14 protein-coding genes are annotated in these 18084 nt (G+C 45.2%); 4 read left to right on the top strand and 10 right to left on the bottom strand.

All coding sequences use genetic code 11. The features are described 5' to 3' along the window. Nucleotides 1-25: 25 nt before the first annotated feature. From HGH91_RS11475 to HGH91_RS11465, 3 genes are all read right to left on the bottom strand, one after another. Nucleotides 26-3118: a SusC/RagA family TonB-linked outer membrane protein gene (locus HGH91_RS11475; protein ID WP_168738571.1), complete on the bottom strand. Its 3093-nt coding sequence runs from the start codon at nucleotides 3116-3118 to the stop codon at nucleotides 26-28. Nucleotides 3119-3604: 486 nt separating this feature from the next. Continuing rightward, nucleotides 3605-4291: an IS1595 family transposase gene (locus HGH91_RS11470; RefSeq protein ID WP_168738570.1), complete on the bottom strand. Its 687-nt coding sequence runs from the start codon at nucleotides 4289-4291 to the stop codon at nucleotides 3605-3607. Between the two features lie 250 nt (nucleotides 4292-4541). Then, nucleotides 4542-6911: an efflux RND transporter permease subunit gene (locus HGH91_RS11465; RefSeq protein WP_247651713.1), complete on the bottom strand. Its 2370-nt coding sequence runs from the start codon at nucleotides 6909-6911 to the stop codon at nucleotides 4542-4544. A gap of 250 nt (nucleotides 6912-7161) precedes the next feature. Between HGH91_RS11465 and recO the strand changes: the two genes are divergently transcribed. Continuing rightward, nucleotides 7162-7899 (top strand): DNA repair protein RecO, encoded by a 738-nt coding sequence (gene recO / locus HGH91_RS11460; RefSeq protein WP_168738568.1) that lies wholly within the window; start codon nucleotides 7162-7164, stop codon nucleotides 7897-7899. On the opposite strand, the gene HGH91_RS11455 is transcribed toward recO, so the two are convergent. The 4 genes from HGH91_RS11455 to rsfS all read right to left on the bottom strand — a co-directional run bounded on the left by HGH91_RS11455 (nucleotide 7864) and on the right by rsfS (nucleotide 11944). Continuing rightward, nucleotides 7864-8682 (bottom strand): UDP-2,3-diacylglucosamine diphosphatase, encoded by an 819-nt coding sequence (locus HGH91_RS11455; RefSeq protein WP_211092263.1) that lies wholly within the window; start codon nucleotides 8680-8682, stop codon nucleotides 7864-7866. The genes recO and HGH91_RS11455 overlap by 36 nt on opposite strands. A gap of 106 nt (nucleotides 8683-8788) precedes the next feature. Next, complete coding sequence (locus HGH91_RS11450) at nucleotides 8789-9424, bottom strand: lactate utilization protein C (RefSeq protein WP_168738567.1); 636 nt, start codon at nucleotides 9422-9424, stop codon at nucleotides 8789-8791. An 8-nt stretch (nucleotides 9425-9432) separates the two neighbouring features. Beyond that, complete coding sequence (ftsH, locus tag HGH91_RS11445; protein WP_168738566.1) at nucleotides 9433-11463, bottom strand: ATP-dependent zinc metalloprotease FtsH; 2031 nt, start codon at nucleotides 11461-11463, stop codon at nucleotides 9433-9435. Nucleotides 11464-11539: 76 nt separating this feature from the next. Further along, entirely contained in the window at nucleotides 11540-11944 is a 405-nt protein-coding gene (gene rsfS, locus HGH91_RS11440; RefSeq protein ID WP_168738565.1) for a ribosome silencing factor, read from the bottom strand. A gap of 115 nt (nucleotides 11945-12059) precedes the next feature. Between rsfS and HGH91_RS11435 the strand changes: the two genes are divergently transcribed. Next, a complete protein-coding gene (locus HGH91_RS11435; protein ID WP_211092262.1) occupies nucleotides 12060-12848 on the top strand; it encodes a biotin--[acetyl-CoA-carboxylase] ligase in 789 nt (262 codons plus the stop codon). A gap of 8 nt (nucleotides 12849-12856) precedes the next feature. Here the strand turns inward: HGH91_RS11435 and HGH91_RS11430 are convergent, their stop codons facing one another. Next, a complete protein-coding gene (locus tag HGH91_RS11430; protein ID WP_168738564.1) occupies nucleotides 12857-14431 on the bottom strand; it encodes a glycosyltransferase family 39 protein in 1575 nt (524 codons plus the stop codon). A 349-nt stretch (nucleotides 14432-14780) separates the two neighbouring features. On the opposite strand from HGH91_RS11430, the gene HGH91_RS11425 reads away from it, so the two are divergent. Further along, nucleotides 14781-15719, top strand: coding sequence for an AraC family transcriptional regulator (locus tag HGH91_RS11425; protein WP_168738563.1), 939 nt, complete (start codon nucleotides 14781-14783; stop codon nucleotides 15717-15719). A gap of 92 nt (nucleotides 15720-15811) precedes the next feature. Continuing rightward, nucleotides 15812-16804 carry an aldo/keto reductase gene (locus HGH91_RS11420; RefSeq protein WP_168738562.1) on the top strand — a complete coding sequence of 331 codons (993 nt, stop codon included), beginning with the start codon at nucleotides 15812-15814 and terminating at the stop codon, nucleotides 16802-16804. 37 nt (nucleotides 16805-16841) lie between these two features. Here the strand turns inward: HGH91_RS11420 and HGH91_RS11415 are convergent, their stop codons facing one another. Together HGH91_RS11415 and HGH91_RS11410 are read right to left on the bottom strand one after the other, a co-directional pair. Then, entirely contained in the window at nucleotides 16842-17180 is a 339-nt protein-coding gene (locus HGH91_RS11415) for a translation initiation factor (RefSeq protein ID WP_168738561.1), read from the bottom strand. A gap of 20 nt (nucleotides 17181-17200) precedes the next feature. Then, nucleotides 17201-18082 carry a diacylglycerol/lipid kinase family protein gene (locus HGH91_RS11410; protein ID WP_168738560.1) on the bottom strand — a complete coding sequence of 294 codons (882 nt, stop codon included), beginning with the start codon at nucleotides 18080-18082 and terminating at the stop codon, nucleotides 17201-17203. Nucleotides 18083-18084 lie beyond the last annotated feature (2 nt).

Raw genomic sequence — 18084 nt, 5'->3', positions numbered from 1 at the left:
TGACTAAAGTTTTTGTTTTACTTCATTACAGGCCTACACTGATACCAAATGTGATCACTCTTGAAGTAGGATAACGGTAAAAATCAGTACCCGCATTGGTAGTAGCTGTAGAGGCGGTGCTGGTTGGAGAAATCGGGTTGGTGTTCATATCCGGATCCCATCCTTTATAGCCAGTCAGCGTAAACAGGTTTTCTGCCTGTGCGTATACTCTTAATCCCTGCATATGCATTCTGCTCACCACGTTTTTCGGAAGGTTGTAACCGAACGTCACGTTTCTCAACCTAACATAGGAGATATCTTCCAGGTAACGGGTAGAAGAAGCATTGGAGTTGGTACCATTGCCCCAGATAACTTTAGGTCTGTCGGCAATATCACCTGGTTTCTGCCAGTGGCTGCCGGCGTCTTTGGCCTGGTTACCGGTGGTATTGTTACCATCGCTTTCCAGGAAAGAGCGGTTGTAGTTATAAGCTTTGTTACCAGCGCTGAAGGTGATGAATAAAGACAGATCGAAATCTTTATAGTTGAATTTGTTGGTAAACCCACCGGTGATCTTAGGCAGTGCCTGACCAACATACTTTCTTGCGGCTGAATTATAGTCAGCAGTAGGCTTACCATCAGCACCTACCCAGGTAGCTGCGCCTGTTTGAGGATCAACACCTGCCCATACCGGCATGTACCAGGAACCGAAAGGCATGCCTACTTCAATTCTCTGACGGGAACCGGAAGGAATAAACTGTTGTCCACCCAGTGATAATACGCGGTTGCGGAGGGTAGCGAAGTTCAGGTCGGAAGTCCACTGGAAATTCTTGGTAGCTACCGGAATACCACCAATAGTCACTTCAAAGCCCTGGTTCAGCATCTTACCTACGTTCATGTTCATTACGTCAAAACCGCTGGTCATAGACAGTGGCAACTGCATCAGCAACGCAGAAGAGCGTTTGTCGTAGTAACCTACGGCAGCGTATAAACGTTTTTTCAGCACACTAATGTCGAGGCCTACATCAAACAGGTTTTGTTTTTCCCAGCTCAGCGCTGTGTTGGCAGGTTGTTTCTGGAAGGCAACAGAACCGTCGGCATATACACCTTTCAGGCTGTAGAGTGGCTGATAAGGATAGTCGCCCAAGCCTTCGGCGTTACCCATAATACCATAGCTGGAACGCAGTTTCAGGTCGCTCAGCCAGGAGATGTTTTTAGTAAACTCTTCTTCTGAAATACGCCATGCAGCACCTACAGAGTAGAAGTTACCGAAACGGTTGTCTTGTGGGAAACGGGAAGAACCGTCCCTTCTGAAGCTACCGCTCAGGAAATATTTTGATTTATAGTCATAGTCTGCTTTCGCCAGGATACCCTGGAACGCATAAGAGGTTTCATCACCTCCCATGTCGAAGTACTTAGCACCTGCGTCTGGCACCTGTGCCTGACTATTAGGGAAGCCATTCTTTGCGGCGAGGCTCCATACGCGGGTTTGGTAAGAATATTCATTACCAGCCAGCAAACGGAAGCTATGATCTTTACCAATGCTGAAGTTATAGGTCAACAATTGCTGGGTAGTGTACAACGCGATGTTAGAGTTAACGTTATACAGGTAACCACCATAGTTACGACCATCATAAGAATCGGGTGCAGTCCACTGCTTTTCGCGGATATTGGTTAACTCAGCGTTACCTTTTACCACGAAGCGTAAACCATCGATAATGTTGTATCCCAACGCAGCATTGAAAACTGTCTGGGTGTTGTTAGACTTGTTATAGTTCTTGTCTACGGTGCTCAGGAAGTTACCACCACGGATAATGGGAACGTAGCTGGAAGGAATACCTGCAAATCCATCCCAGGTAGTGGAACCGGGCTGACCAGCAGTATAACCGTTATAAGGGTTACCAGCGGCATCACGGGAAGGGATATATGGTACGTTAGACAGTGCGCCCATCAGTGGAGAAGAGTAGGAGTTACCACCGCTGGCGCTTCTCTGATCTGTATAGGAACCATTTACTTTTACGCTCAGGTCGAACTTATCGTTGAATTTGTGATCTACGTTCAAACGGCCACTGTAGCGGCTGAAATCAGAACCGATCAGGATACCTTGTTGTTTGAAGTAGTCGCCGGAAGCGTAGTACTGGGTTTTGTCGTTTCCTCCGCTGGCGTTGATGCCGTAGGACTGGGTTTTACCAGTGCGGAAAGCTTCCTTCATCCAGTTGGTGTTGATATTGGTCAGTTTATCAGGGCGGTTAGCCAGGATGTCTGCCTCCGTGAAAGTGGGAGTACCATCTTTCTTGGTAGCATTTCTCATTGCTTCGCGCTGATAAGCCAGCAGCTCGCTGGAGTTCATCATATCGATGCCATGTGCCAGGTTCTGGAAACCGTATTTGGCGTTGAAGTTAATCCTGTTTTGCCCCTTTCTGCCGGTTTTGGTGGTGATAACAATCACCCCATTGGAACCGCGGGAACCGTACAACGCTGTTGCAGACGCATCTTTCAGTACAGATACGTTTTCAATGTCGGCAGGGTTCAGGTTGGCAATTACATCCTGGGAGGGTGTGTTCTGGGTAAAGTCACCGGTAGAAATTACTACCCCATCTACTACATACAGCGGGCTGTTGCTGGCAGAAATAGATCCGATACCGCGGATACGTACTTCTGTTTTAGCACCTGGCTGACCGGAGTTGGTAGATACTGCTACCCCGGGAGCATTACCCTGGAGCATCTGGTTTACGTCAGGTAAGGCAACGTTATTAATTTTGGCACCGGCGATGGAGGTGGAGGCAATCGTTGAATTTACCTTCTTTTCAATAGTGTAGCCGGTTACAACTACTTCTTCCAGACTCTTGGAATCTGTTTTCAGTTTTACGTTCAGGGTAGCGGCGCTACCTACTGGCACTTCTTTGGCTTCAAAGCCGATAAAGGATACGATAAGGGTAGCGTTGGCGTCTACCTGGATAGAGAAGGAACCTTCCGGATTCGTAGTGGTTCCTTTGGAGGTGCCTTTTATTTGAATGTTGGCACCAGGAATAGCTGAGCCATCATTGGCGTCAGTAACTCTCCCCGTTACAGTGCGGCTTTGCGCAAAGACCTGTCCGCCCAGAAATAGCACGGACAAGAGGAGAAATAAAACTTTCCTCATAAGCATGATTTTGTTGTTTCCTTAACCTTAAAAAATAATAATCGTTATCAAGGCACCAGGCCTTAATTCATTTGGTTCCCCTTAAATAATTCAGTCGAAATTAAATGGTGTTGGAATGCTTCTAAAGCTGGCGAGATAACAAGCGTACAGTAATATACATTGACAATAAATAAAATATTGACAACGTCTGTTGCGATTTATTCAATAAACCAACAGCAGAAGTAATCAACTTCTTTCTCATAAGCAGTTTCCTTAGCAAATTTTCAACCGGCTTCAAATATAATATTTATTAACAAAAAATTAAGCTTGGAAAGTTCCCGATAACATTCGGATAACATCACTTTAACAATACATTAACATATTATATATTAAAAACAAGCGTAAGGACATAATAATAAACAAGCGGCAAGAATACCGCCTGTGCTCATCAACCAAAATCTAAATCGAGATTAATGTTGCCCCACATAATGCGGGGCTAATGTCTTATCAAAGGGTAAGCGGATATGCTTTTAACAACTCCAGCAATACCATAAATAAATCATCGTTCCGATGATTAAACCGGTACTCACACTCTTTCAGGTGTAAATAAGCCGTATTACGGTTTAATCCCTTAAACTTAGCCAGGCGGTGCTTGGTAAGTCCCCAGAAAGCATCTACATCATCCATCTGATGGGAATCGGAAGTTTGACCTAAACGATACAAACGGTACTGACCTAAATCTACCAGCCCGTTAAAACGGCGCAAACGTTCTGAGATACCCTGCGTTTCCAACACGGAACGTCCGCGTGTAGCGGCATGGATCATAGAACGACTTACATCTGGGAGAATTTCGGTGTGTAACCTGTCTGCCGTTCGGCAAATACCGAAGATTACGGGCTTCACTATCCGGTCTACTTCCGGCTTTACTGCCACCAGCGTATCGCTGTCGTGGTCGGGGGTAGGGTCACTTTGCCGGACATCGTAGGTTAACACGGGAACCGGCGCAGGATGCTGCGATTCACAAAAGCGGGCTATCTGGTGTCTTAATTTTTTCAGATAACTATTGATAGTTACCCTACTGACACCACTGATATTGGCTATCTGGGTCGCAGTCAGATCATCGGCAAATAGCCGCAAGATCTCCTTAAACTTGCGCTCAGATAAATGAGCGCCCTTTAAGAACTTATTTTTCATGAACTATGTGGTTAGAATGGCGTTATAAACCTCATACTTTTTCATTATAATACCCCCTCCTTTTTTACAAGCGGTGATAAGGGTATTTGAATGTTGTCCACTAGATTATTTCAAGGCGTTTTTTTGTCCATTTTAGCTAAACATTTAGCATCCACTGCGAAATACAGCTCCTGAAACGCCATCGGGGTTAACACATGGCTACTTTTACCGCCTGTGTTAACCCCGATAACCTTTATGATAAGTCCTAAAGTTACTCCTTGTCGCTGATACCTAATTGCGCTATGTCGATATCTTCCTCCTCATCCAGCGTTTTCCACAACTCTTTCTTCCTCGCCTTCTTCAGCAACGCCTTTTCCATCCACAATAACAAAGCCGGCAAGATAGTCAGATTGGTAATCATAGCCACTACCAGCGTAAGCGATGTGAGCCAACCCAATGCCTTAGTACCGCCAAACTCTGAAAAACTGAAAATCATAAAGCCGGCAAACAAAATGGCAGATGTATAAATAATGCTCAAGCCGGTTTCATGTATGGTCTGTTTCACTGTAGCACTGATATCAAAATCATGGCGTGGCAGCTCCTGCTTAAAGTTAACCAGGAAACGGATAGTAACGTCAATGGCTATCCCCAATGCCACACTAAATACCAACACCGTAGAAGGCTTCAGCGCCACGCCTACCCAGCCCATTACACCCGCCGTTACCACCAGCGGAATCACATTCGGAATCAGTGATATGATCAGCATTCTCCACGAACGGAACAAGTACAGCATACACAGCATAATCAGCACAAAAGCCAGGATAATACTCTCCATCAGCCCATTGATGATAAAGCGTGTACCTTCCTGGAATATTACACTGGTACCAGTAAAAGTAACTCTGTAATGCGCCGTATCAAAGATCTCCGTTACTTTCGGCCGCAGGGAGTCCAGCAACACTGGCAGTTTCTGCGATCCTACATCCTTCATATTTACACTCAGCCTCGCTACCTGCTTAGTACTATCCATAAAAGAAGATACCAGCTTACTGAACGTAGAAGTAGCTCCCGTGGCATTGCTGTTACCCTTCATCCGGAGATAAGGCGCCAGGAAGCCGAGATCAAACTCATTCGGCACCGCATAGTTGGAGCTATCCCCACTAAAATAGGCCTGCTTGGCAAATTTAATCCCTTCTACCACTGATAAAGGACGACCAAAATCAGGCTGAGAGCTGATCAGTTGGGTTAATTTATCCAGCCTGTTCAGTGTTTGCAGGCTAATCACACCGTTCTTCCTCTTTGTATCTACTGCAATCTCCAATGGCATTACACCCTTGAAATTGGTTTCCAAAAACTTCAAATCGGTATATAGCTTGTCGGTATGCGGGATATCATCCAGCATATATCCCACTGATTGCAAACGGCCCATGCCCACAATGGCCAATACTACCGCTATCACGCTCACCCCATATACCCATGGCCGGTATTTGAATACCAGCGTTGTCAGAAAATCTAATACGGCTGCAAAGAAGCGGTTCTCCAGGTAGTCTGTATGTTTGCTCTTGGGCGCCGGTAAATAACTGAGCACAGAGGGCAGGAAAATAAACGAGATCAGGAAGATGAACATAATATTCAGCCCCGCTACTACGCCAAACTCCTTCAGGATGGCGCTGTTGGTAAAGCAGAATACCCCAAAACCAATAGCCGCCGTAAGGTTGGTAAACAGCGTTACAATCCCCATACGCTGTATCATATGCACCAATGCCCGGGTTTTATTGGCATCCTTCGCATACGCAGTATGGTACTTACTCAAAAAGTACACACAGTTCGGAATCCCTATTACTACAATCAACGAGGGAATCAGTCCTGTCAGCAAAGTAATCTTATAACCCATCAGTACAATGGTACCTACCGACCAGATCACCCCAATGGCCACTACAATCATAGACATCAGCACTGCGCTGAAGGACCTGAAAAACAAGAATAATATTAGCCCTGTCAGGAGGAAGGAGATTTTGAGAAACAACTTCAGCTCGTCTGCCACTTTAACGGCCATGGCCGTACGAATAAGCGGCAATCCGCTCAAATGTACTTCGGTATGCTGCTTTTCCTGGAAAGCGTTGGCCAGCTTGGTAATTTCCTTTACCACGCCAGTGCGCTTAGGGGAATTAAATACATCCTTATTCACATAAATAGCCATGAGATAGGCATGCGAATCGGGGTTGTACAACAGTCCCTTATAAAACAGGAGGGTGTTAAATACCCTGGATAAGCTGTCGATCACCACCTGGTTGCCCAAATCGCCCTTGAAAAGCAGGTTAGCTTCCAGCTTCTGGGTACTGTCATTTTTTACCAGGTTGATGGCCATTGGCACACTCATAATATTCTCCACGGCAAAAACATTCTTCATGTCCTTGTTCAGCTGAACATAGTCCTTGAAAAAATCTGCCTGAAAAAATTTATCTGTCTGCACCGCAAGCATGAGCACATTACCATCCCCGCCAAATTTTTGTTTAAATTCCTGGTACTCAAGAAATTTGGGGTTGTCATGTGGAATGGTAGCCACGTAATCGTAAGACATTTGTACCTTACTGGCATAATAACCCATCACGCCGGTACCGGCGAGCAATAGAAGTAGAAGCAATAATCGATATTTTAGCACAAAGCCTGCTAAACGTTGCCACATAAGGATTTTCTTTTTTTATAATGGGCGTAAAGGTAATCAAAATAGCTATTGGCTGTTAACCAACAGCGATGAGCTGCCCGGTTTTAGCTACCAGCCGGCGGGTTTTCACTTCTAGCTGTCATCCTCTCATTTTTCGGCCCTGGCCAGCCTACCGCAGCAGGTATCTCCCGTTTATATTAACTTGCAACCTTTATAAATTGCTGAAAAATTGCTTCACAAAACACGCGGCATCGTATTACGCACGGTAAAATATGGCGATACCAGCCTGATCGTGACCATGTTCACGGAACTTTTTGGCGTGCAGTCCTATATGGTTAACGGAGCGCGTTCTTCCAAGCCCAGGGCTGCCAAGGGAAACCTGCTCCAGCTGGGCAATATCCTGGAATTGGTGGTCTATCACCATGAAAGCCGCAATCTTCAACGCATTTCAGAATTTAAGCTGGGATATATTTTTACCACGGTACACCTGAACGTAGTGAAGAATACGGTGGCCTTATATATGATTGAGCTACTCCAGAAATGCCTGAAGCAGCCCGAGCAGAACCTGGAACTCTATTATTTTACGGAAAACATACTACAACTGCTGGATGTAGCTCCCATGCCGGTAGTAGCCAACCTTCCGCTCTACTTTACCCTGAAAACAGGGGAGCACCTCGGATTCCGGCTCAATGGCCGCTTTTCAGAATACACGCCCTATGTAGATTTGCAGGAAGGCCATTTTACCGACCTGCCCCCACATCATCCCAACCACCTCGATCCACAAAATAGTGAGTTAACAGATCAGCTGGTACAGTGTAAAGAAATACAGCACCTGGCGGCTATTACCATGAATAAAGAAAGAAGAAGAAAATTATTATATGCTTACCTGGATTTCTTCCGGTTGCATTTAGCGGATTTCACAGAGCTCCACTCACCGCCTATCCTGCACGAGATTCTCGACGCCTGATCTGGCGGCCCGTGCACCTGCCTCTGTAAAAAATTTGAGTTCCACATCATTGCCATCAAAAACGGCATAGGAGAAGTAATTCAGCCAGTCGCCCAGGTTGATGTAGCGACTGCCTTCCTGTAATGGAATGTCCAACGGCAAATGCCGGTGGCCAAATATGAAATAATCGAAGTGTTCTTTTTGCAATATTTCCTTGCTATAAATAGCCAGCCATTCATTTTCTGCGCCCAGGAAATGTTCCAGCTCCTGTCCGGCTGCAGCACGGCTCTTACGGCTGAAATAATTGGCCAGGGAGATCCCCACCCATGGATGGATAGCAGAAAATAACCAACGACAAACGGGGTTCCTGAAAACCTTCTTGAGCATTTTATACCCATGATCACCAGGTCCCAGGCCATCGCCATGACCTATATAAAACTTTTTGGCGCCTATGGTATAGGTCTGTGGTTCATAATATACAGGGATATTCAGTTCATCTTCAAAATATCCATTCATCCACATATCATGATTGCCGATAAATACAGAGATGCCAATACCTTTATCGCTCAATGTTGCCAGCCTGCCTAATATACGGGTATACCCTTTCGGGATCACGTGTTTATATTCAAACCAGAAGTCGAAAATATCACCTACCAGGAAAATATGCGCTGCATCTGCCTCCACCTGGTCGAGCCATTGTAACAACAGCTTTTCCCGTTCCCGGCTGGCAGCGGCATTAGGAACTCCCAGATGAAAATCAGAGGCAAAATATACTTTCTTTCGGGCTGGTAAATGAATGTCCATTCTTAAAATTATGAAGCTTTTAGTATTTAGCGTTACCGGCTGGTGAAAAAACGAAAATCGTTTGTTTCACCAAAGCATAATGGCTAAATACTAAAAGCTGTTTTATCTACTCGTCTACTAAAAATACGTATACTTCTTTGGGGCCGTGAATACCGACCACCAATGTTTTTTCGATGTCGGCTGTACGGCTCGGACCTGTGGCAAATGAAATGGCCGACGGGAGGTCGTTGCCATATTTATCCCTCAGTTTACTGAGTGCATCCTTCAGGTCAAAAACCAGTTGGTGTGTATAGGCGATCATAATGTGCACCGGTGCATATACGGGTAAAGCCCTTCCGCTGGGCTGGGCAGCACTCAATACCACCATACCTGTCCGGGCTACCAGGTATTCACAATCTGTGATAGCAGCATCCGCTTCGTGCATAGAGCCCTGGTTTAACACCGGCAGTTCTTCCGGACGAATCGTTTTCAACAGGGCAGGCGTTTGACAGTATACGTTGTGCCACTCTTTATTTTCACAAAGCGCGCGCAAACTATCCATCATTTCGCCTTTGCTGGTACAGTAAACAAACTTCCCCTGCAAGCGGCTAAATTCCTCTGCAAACTTTAATTCAAGGCTCTCATTCTCAGTTCTGAAAACAGACGAGTTGCCCTCCGAATTTGGGAAGGGCAACTGTACTGACTGACTTAACGCATTCCGTACTCTCTTCAGAATATTTTCCTTAGCAGGAGAAATCTTCATATCGCTATTTACGCATTAGCTGGTGATGGAGAAGGGTTGATGATATCTGACGGATGAACGCCATCAGTAGTCATACCTTCTTTATTCAGTGGATGTTCCCGGTGTACGTCGTATGGACGTTTACCGATCAGTCTTTCCAGGTCGGCCTGGTATAACACTTCTTTCTTCAACAGCTCTTCTGCCAGTATCTTTACCTGGTCCATTTTTTCGGTCAACAGGTCTTTTGTTCTGACATAAGCGGCAGCAATCAGTTTTCTTACTTCATCATCAATCATCTTAGATGTTTCTTCAGAGTAAGGCTTAGTGAATGACTGGTCGCTGTTGGGATCGTAGAAAGATACATTACCCACTTTATCGTTCATACCATATACGGTTACCATTGCATAGGCCATACGGGTAATTACCTGCAGGTCGTTTTGTGCGCCGGTAGAAATTTTACCAAATACCAGCTCTTCTACCGCACGTCCGCCAAGGGTCATGCAGATATCATCGAGCAGTTGTTCAGTATTGTACAGGTATTGTTCTTTCGGGAGATATTGCGCATAACCAAGTGCTGCTACGCCACGGGGAACGATGGTTACTTTCACCAATGGGTTAGCATGTTCCAGGTGCCAGCCACAGATAGCGTGACCTGCTTCATGGTAAGCAATGACTTCTTTTTCTTCCGGAGAAATGATCTTATTCTTCTTTTCCAAACCACCGATTACACGGTCAATGGCATCGTTGAAGTCATCCATTTCCACCTGCATTTTACCCTTACGGGCCGCAATCAGGGCAGCTTCGTTACATACGTTAGCGATATCTGCACCGGCAAAGCCAGGGGTCATAGAAGCCAGTTTCTTCACATCCAGGTTAGGGGAGGTTTTGATGGGCTTCAGGTGTACTTCAAAAATGGTTTCCCTTCCGGCCAGATCTGGTTTATCGATAGAGATCTGACGGTCGAAACGGCCTGGACGTAATAATGCGCTATCCAGTACATCGGGGCGGTTGGTAGCAGCCAGGATAATGATACCACTGTCTGTTCCGAAACCATCCATTTCTACCAGCAACTGGTTCAGGGTATTTTCCCGTTCATCGTTGCTCATCATCACGTTCTTACCCCTGGCGCGGCCAATCGCATCAATTTCATCGATGAAAATGATACAAGGCGCTTTCTCACGGGCTTGTTTAAACAAGTCGCGTACACGGCTGGCGCCCACCCCTACGAACAGTTCCACAAAGTCGGAACCGGACATAGAGAAGAAAGGAACCTGTGCTTCTCCTGCCATCGCTTTCGCCAGCAGGGTTTTACCAGTTCCCGGAGGACCTACCAGTAATGCACCTTTAGGAATTTTACCTCCCAGGGAGGTATATTTTTTAGGATTCTTCAGGAAATCCACGATTTCCATTACTTCTACCTTCGCTTCATCCAATCCGGCTACGTCGTTGAAAGTGATATTCACACGGGTGCCTTTGTCGAACAGGGTAGCTTTGGATTTACCGATATTGAAGATACCACCCGGGCCACCGCTGCCACCAGCAGGACCGCCCATTTTCCGCATCAGCAATATCCATAAGCCAATGATCAGGATAATTGGCAACAACAGCTGGAATATTGGCTCAAACCAGCTTTGGCGCTCATCGTAAGATATCTTTACCTGGTTCTCTACCGGGATACCTTCCTGGGCTTTGTCAATATCTTTCTTAAAACTCTCCTCACTGCCTATCGTAAAACGGAAATGCGGACCGGGGTTATCACCTCCAAATCTGCTCTTGTTAACGCCGTTAAACTTAGCTTCTTTTAAAGAGTCTGCTTTTATGTAGACTTCTACATATTTCTTGTTTACAACCACCAGCTTATCTACATCTCCGGGTTTCAGATAATTTACCTGAAACTCCTGGAAGGAGATTTCTTTGGTGGGGGACTTGAAATCGCCAAAAATGTTCATTGCGAGCAGGGCTACACCAATAAAGGCATATACCCAGTATATATTGAACTTCGGTCCTTTCTTAGGTGATTTCTCTGAACCCTTGTTGAAGTTATTGCCTCCTTTTTCCATAATCTTACGCTCCTTTACGGATATTTATTGCAATCAGAATAATATGAATAATTAAATTCTAAAACAACTGTTATACTCAGTTTTCTATGTGGTCCATTCTATCGGCATCGCTCCACATTTCCTCCAGATTATAGAATTTCCTGTTTTCAGGTTGGAATATATGAACAACAACATTCACATAATCCACCAAAACCCAGTTTTGCGAACTAAATCCTTCGTGCTTATACGGTTCCTCTGATGTCTGCAGCTCCACCTGCTCTGACACATAATCAGCAATGGCTTTCACCTGGGTGCCGGAATTGGCTTCACATATGATAAAGAAATCGGCCACAGCTTCAGGAATCTGGCGTAGATCCAGGGATACGATATTTTCCCCCTTCTTATCCTGTATGGCCTTGATGATGGTGGTAAAAATTTCACTTTCTCTGGTCAGGCGTGACTGCGCCTTCTTTCTCGTGCTCAGAACGGTTAAGGGTGCCAATAAATCTCGTTTTTGTTAAAAATAATCTTTAATTGTCAAAGTTACTAAACAAGCAGTAATATAACATGTTTAATATCGCCTCCGGGCCTCCTGAAAATGTTAATTAAATAATAAAATGAATTACTTTTCGGGCCAGATATACAGACTAAAAAAGATTCATGTGATAGGACACCCGTTCAAGGTATTAACAGAAGTTGACAGCACCAATAACTATGCCATGGAGCAGGTAAATTCCGGGCAGGTGACATCCGGTACAGCCTGGTTTACAAGCAATCAAACCGCGGGAAAAGGAACCCGCGGGAAACAATGGATGGCTCAACCCGGCGATATCAGCGCCCTCAGTATTGCCCTCCAACCAGCGATGCTACCCCTTTCCAGGCAATTTATGTTAAGCGTCACTGTAGCCCTCGCTACCTGCGATTTCTTTACCAGCTATGCCGGTGATGAAACTATCATCAAGTGGCCAAATGATATTTATTGGCGTGACAGAAAGGCAGGCGGCATCCTGATTGAGAATGTATTAAGAGGAAATGTCTGGCAATATGCCATTATTGGCATAGGACTTAACATTAACCAGGCAGCCTTCCCGCCTGATCTTCCCAACGCCGTTTCCCTCCGGCAAATTACCGGCAAAGTCCGGGAAGCAGCCGACCTGGCCCGGGAACTCTGTACCTTTCTCGATAAAAGGATCCAACAGTTAATCCCGGCTAACTATGAAGCCCTGCTCCGGGAATATACCACCCGGCTTTTCCGGTGGCAACAACCTGGCCTCTACCGGAAGGACGGTCAAATCTTTGAGGGCATTATCCGCGATGTGCTCCCAGATGGGCATCTATGCCTGGAAAGGGAAGGTGAAATCCTGCAATTGGGATTCGGAGAAATAGAATTCATACTCCACCGCTAACAGGCAGCTTATTTCATACCATCCTGGTAGCTCTCCTGTTTCTTGGCCAACCGCTGTTGTATCAGCGCTGGTAACTCTGGTGATAAACCGGATAACAGGTAGGCACGAATGCCAAAGGCATATTCGCGGCAAAGAGTATCCTGGAGGGCGCCGGTTTGTTGTACCTGGCTAATATACCTCCTGGCTTTTTCATCCGGCGCTGGCCCGATTTTAATAATATAGCGCAGCGTATCCATTTGGGGGAACCAGAATACATAGTCCGCGTCAAAGGCTACCGCTTCCGGCATCTTTCCTTTATTATAAAAGTTCAGGGCGCCTGCTTCTCCGTAATTTTCGCAAAGCACCAACGTGTAGGGCTGGTCGGCCTTCGGTATCTGTTCCCATGCCTGTAACGCCATGGCGGCCATTTCCTGCCATCCCAGCATGTCCGCAAAATCCTGGGGCAAAGCATGGTCTTTACCATCTTCCCAGCGCAACACGCCCAGCGTCTGAAACTTCGCTGCCTTCTGTTGTATCTGGGCCGGCAATAATACCGGGAAAACAGCATTCAATAACAAAGCAAACGGCACAATAATCGCCGCTACCCATAGTATCCGCAGCCTGTGTGTCCAATCATGGGTAAAAATCCTATCCCAGTAAACACTTCCAAAGGCCAGCAACACAGGGTACAAGCCCAGGGAATAATAGCTTTTAGCATGTAAATACGTAAACAGAAAAATCGTTATGCCATATATCAATAAAACTACCCGGTATGGCCGGAATGGCTTGTGAAAAATCAACCCCATAAAGGCTGCTACCACGATAAAGGCGCCACCAATGAAGAAAATAAACTGGTCTTTGATGAAATTCAACCGGCTTACATGCACCAGCTGATTTTCATTGAGCTCTTTCATATGATGAATAACCGGCAACCCATGCTGTAATTGCCAGATGATATTGGGAGCAATGATCACCAGGGCTATCAGCCCGCTAATATAAAGGTATTTATCCCGGAATATTTTCCGGTGAGATGATAATAATAAGCCTCCCAGCATTCCCACCACCAGGAAACCTATATTATATTTATTCAGTATACCAACCCCTGTAAACACTCCCATCCATAGTAACCATTTAGATTGACTGGTATGCAAGTATTGCAATAAACACCAGAACAACGATGTCCAGGCCAGTATATCGAAAGAGTTGGGCTGATACAATAAATTGACCCGCGACATACCAGAACAAATGTAAACCAGTGCTGCCAGCACCTGGGCAAACCAGCTACCACCCAACAATTCCACTATCTTCCATACCAGCACCATCGTTAAAGCGCCGTACAAAGCAGGAAAAAATTTTATCCAGAAAATACTATTTCCCAACCAGCCGATCACTATTGAGTTAAGCGCCGTAAAAGGAGGTACTGATAAATATCCCGATGAAAGATGCCTGGCCAGGTCCAGGTGCAGGAATTCATCTCTTTGTAAATCATAATATGGATGCAATACCAGGTATTGAAAAACCATTTTCACTATTACAATTAATAACAGCAGTAACAGGGAGGTACGACGTGGAGGCATAGTGATAGAACTAACAGGTGTTGTCATAATAATGAATGCGTCACAAAAAAGCTGGTGATCTATTTATAAATAAAAAACGGAAATACGAATGTATTTCCGTCTATGGATTTTAGAGTTTCTTGTTCGGTGGCATATGTGGCAGGCCGCTCTACATAGCAATCATCAGGGCTTGATGATAACAAGATTTTGGTTGATAAAGGCGTTAACAAATTGTGAAATTTTTTCTATTTAATCAAAAATGAAATTGCAACAATGTTTCAATTTGTCAAATCATCCTTATCCAGTAAGCATTTGAGCGTATAAAGACTACTGAAAACTTAACATTGCTGTTATCCACCTGCAAAAAAATTCATTCGAAATTGCCTAAATTTGGAATATGTCTACCAATAAAAATGCTTCCATTGGATTGAAAACAATCAACGACTTCAACGACGACCTCCTCCTGTACACCCGAAAAGAAATGATCCCAAAAGCTCCGCTACGCGGGAGTTTTGCGGTACAGGAAAGGGCGGACCATAGCTGTGTGGATGAAGTAACCGCCAGCCGGCGGGATTATTACAAGATCAGTTTCATCAGTAAAGGCAGTGGTATTTTTACGATGGGAGAACAGCGCTATGAAGTAGATGGGCCTACTTTAATATTTATTAATCCATTTGAATTAAAAACATGGCGTGCTACTTCTGAAGAGCAGGAGGGTTACTTCTGCCTGTTTACCGACCTGTTGTTTGAAGCGCAGACCAATCACCAGGAAAACCTGTTGCTACATCCATTGTTACAAATGGGGGCCCAGGCAGTATATAAACTAACCGATGAACAGTGTAGTTATATCCAGTCTATTTTCCGGCAATTATTGAGAGAATACAATGAGAATGCGGCTTTTAAACATGAAGCGATTCTTATTTACCTCAAACTGCTCCTGTTAGAGGGAAAACGGTTGTCGACCCAGTTTACCGCGCCGCAGCGCCAGCTTACGGCAGCGCAGGTATTGGCCCATCGCTTTACCGACAGGCTGGAAAAACAATTCCCAATTGAGTATACACATAGTCAGCTCGGTCTTAAAACAGCCAAAGAGTTTGCCCAGGTATTAAATACACATCCCAATCATTTAAATGCCTCTGTAAAACAGGCTACTGGCCGTACCGTCAGCGAGCATATCCGTCAGCGTATGTTGCTGGAAGCCCGCTTATTGCTGATCCATACCGATTGGCAAATTTCCGAAATAGCCTGGTGTCTTGGGTTTGAGGATCCTGGCAACTTTACTCACTTCTTTAAAAATCATAGTGGTGTTTCTCCTCATGTGTACCGGGCACAATAACGCCCTTTGATATTAACAATTAATACTTTGTTTCCTACAATTACTGCTCCTGTATTGATACCTACTTTTGTATCACTCTAAAACAAAACAATATGCAGTACAGAAAATTAGGAAAGACAGGAGAATCAATATCTGCGATAGGACTGGGTTGCATGGGTATGTCATTTGCGTACGGCAGCAGCCAGGATTTCAATGAAAAGGAATCATTAGCCACATTGGAACTGGCGCTGGAATCAGGCATTAATTTCTGGGACACCGCCGATATGTATGGCCAGGGAGCGAATGAAATTTTATTGTCAAAAATATTAGCTACCAGGAGAGATAAAGTTTTCCTCGCTACTAAATTCGGATTCAGGTTTAAAGAAGATAATACCTATTACTTTGATGGCTCTCCCAAATATATTAAACAGGCTTGTGAAGCCAGCTTAAAGCGATTGAACGTTGATGTAATCGACCTCTATTATACCCACCGCATAGATGATACCGTACCGGTAGAAGATACAGTAGGTGCTATGGCTGAACTGGTAAAAGAAGGAAAGGTACGTTACCTCGGTTTATCTGAAGCAGGCGTAGATTCTATCCGCAGGGCACAGGCGGTGCATCCTATTGCTGCATTGCAAACAGAATACTCCCTGTTTACCCGCGATATTGAGGAAGAAATTCTAGCTACCACCCGTGAGCTGGACATTAGCCTGGTGGCCTACAGCCCACTGGGCAGAGGGCTTTCCACTGGCGCTATCAACAGCCAGGCATCCCTGAGCAAAGAAGATTTTCGCAATAATTTACCACGTTTCCAGGAAGGTAATCTCGAACAGAATTTACGTATGGTGAATGCGCTGGAAGCATTTGCAAAAGAGAAAGGGATTACTGCGGCACAGTTATCACTCGCATGGTTGCTGGCACAGGGAGACGATATCATTCCTATTCCAGGAACTAAACGCAGGAAATATTTACTGGAAAATGCAGCTGCAGCAGACATTAATTTATCAGCAGCGGATCTGACAGCCATTGAACAGATCTTGCAACAGCATGCCGTATCCGGGCTCCGTTATACAGAAGGTGGTATGAAACTGGTAAACAGATAATGTTTTTAGCCTTTAGCCTTTGGTGAAAGGCTAAAGGCTATTTTGTTTTTTTATACCCCCAGTCCTGGAGCCATTTTATAACTTTCTCTTTATAGTCGCCCTGGATAAGGATTTCACCATCCTTTACACTACCGCCGGTACCACATTTGGTTTTTAATTCCTTTCCCAGTTTTTCGAGATCTTCCTCTTTACCAACAAACCCGGTAATCAGCGTCACTACTTTTCCTGCGCGTTGTTTTTTGTCGAGTGTTACTCTCAGCACCTGGTTGGCGGGTGCCAGTGTTTCAGTTACTTCCTCTTGCTCCGGCTCGAATGAAAAGTTTGGATCAGTGGAATATACAATCCCATTACCTGATGTATTTTTCTTTTTCGACATCTCTTTAAAATATTTAAAGGTTACTCGTTTACAATTAAGTTGATAGCCTTAGGCTGTATGCGGATACGCACCATGCCTTTTTCTGAAAGCGGTACTGCATCGCCATCTACCTGCAGATATTCCAGCTGTTGGCTGCGTATGGTAATATCCTTACCCGTAAAGTGTTGCAGATAGCGGGTTTTATCGATATTTCCCAAGAGAGAAAAAACGCTGACAGGCACCAGGCTCAGTACACCTACAGGGGGCATTACGCATAAGTCGAGCTGCCCGTCAAATACGCTGGCCTTGGGTGCCAGTTTAAATTCATAACCAAACTGGTTACCGTTGGCTACCGTCAACAAAAATGCTTTTGTTTGAATCGTTTTGCCATCAATATCGATATCATATTCTGCGGGGTCGTAGCTACTAAAACTTCTCAGTACCAGCTTGGCATAGCCCGACAATCCGCGTTTGGTATTATGCCTGAATTGTTCGGCTATCAGTGCATCGAAGCCTACGCCGGCATTGCTGAGAAAGAGGTGTTCATTGGCATATCCTACGTCGATAGGTCGTTGTTTATTCCTGACGATCAGCTGCAGGGCTTTATTGATATCCAATGGAATCTTCAATGCCCGGGCAAGCCCGTTGCCGCTGCCCAGGGGCAGGATGGCCATCGCTGTATTACTCCCCACCAGGCCTTGCGCTATCTCATTAATAGAGCCATCGCCTCCCACTGCTACTACCGTATGAACCCCGTTTTGCACGGCCTCTCTTGCCAGGTCGGCGCCATGGCCCAGGTAAGCGAGCCAGGCGATGTTTACTTCAAACTGGCTTTCTGGCAAATATTGCCTGATAGCTCCTTCCAACCGTTTTTCCCGGTCAGTTCCAGCCTTGCGGTTAATGATAAATAGTATCTTCTTCAAAA

The organism is Chitinophaga eiseniae (genome assembly GCF_012641265.1).
In the GTDB taxonomy this organism is placed as follows: Bacteria; Bacteroidota; Bacteroidia; order Chitinophagales; family Chitinophagaceae; genus Chitinophaga; species Chitinophaga eiseniae_A.
This window is presented reverse-complemented; position numbering and strand designations above follow the sequence as displayed.

Excerpts from the sequence above, each read along its gene's own strand:
- HGH91_RS11475 (WP_168738571.1), bottom strand. The coding sequence starts at position 3,118 with ATGAGGAAAGTTTTATTTCTCCTCTTGTCCGTGCTATTTCTGGGCGGA.
- HGH91_RS11470 (WP_168738570.1), bottom strand. The coding sequence starts at position 4,291 with ATGAAAAATAAGTTCTTAAAGGGCGCTCATTTATCTGAGCGCAAGTTT.
- HGH91_RS11455 (WP_211092263.1), bottom strand. The coding sequence starts at position 8,682 with ATGGACATTCATTTACCAGCCCGAAAGAAAGTATATTTTGCCTCTGAT.
- HGH91_RS11450 (WP_168738567.1), bottom strand. The coding sequence starts at position 9,424 with ATGAAGATTTCTCCTGCTAAGGAAAATATTCTGAAGAGAGTACGGAAT.
- ftsH (WP_168738566.1), bottom strand. The coding sequence starts at position 11,463 with ATGGAAAAAGGAGGCAATAACTTCAACAAGGGTTCAGAGAAATCACCT.
- HGH91_RS11435 (WP_211092262.1), top strand. The coding sequence starts at position 12,060 with ATGAATTACTTTTCGGGCCAGATATACAGACTAAAAAAGATTCATGTG.
- HGH91_RS11430 (WP_168738564.1), bottom strand. The coding sequence starts at position 14,431 with ATGACAACACCTGTTAGTTCTATCACTATGCCTCCACGTCGTACCTCC.
- HGH91_RS11425 (WP_168738563.1), top strand. The coding sequence starts at position 14,781 with ATGTCTACCAATAAAAATGCTTCCATTGGATTGAAAACAATCAACGAC.
- HGH91_RS11420 (WP_168738562.1), top strand. The coding sequence starts at position 15,812 with ATGCAGTACAGAAAATTAGGAAAGACAGGAGAATCAATATCTGCGATA.
- HGH91_RS11415 (WP_168738561.1), bottom strand. The coding sequence starts at position 17,180 with ATGTCGAAAAAGAAAAATACATCAGGTAATGGGATTGTATATTCCACT.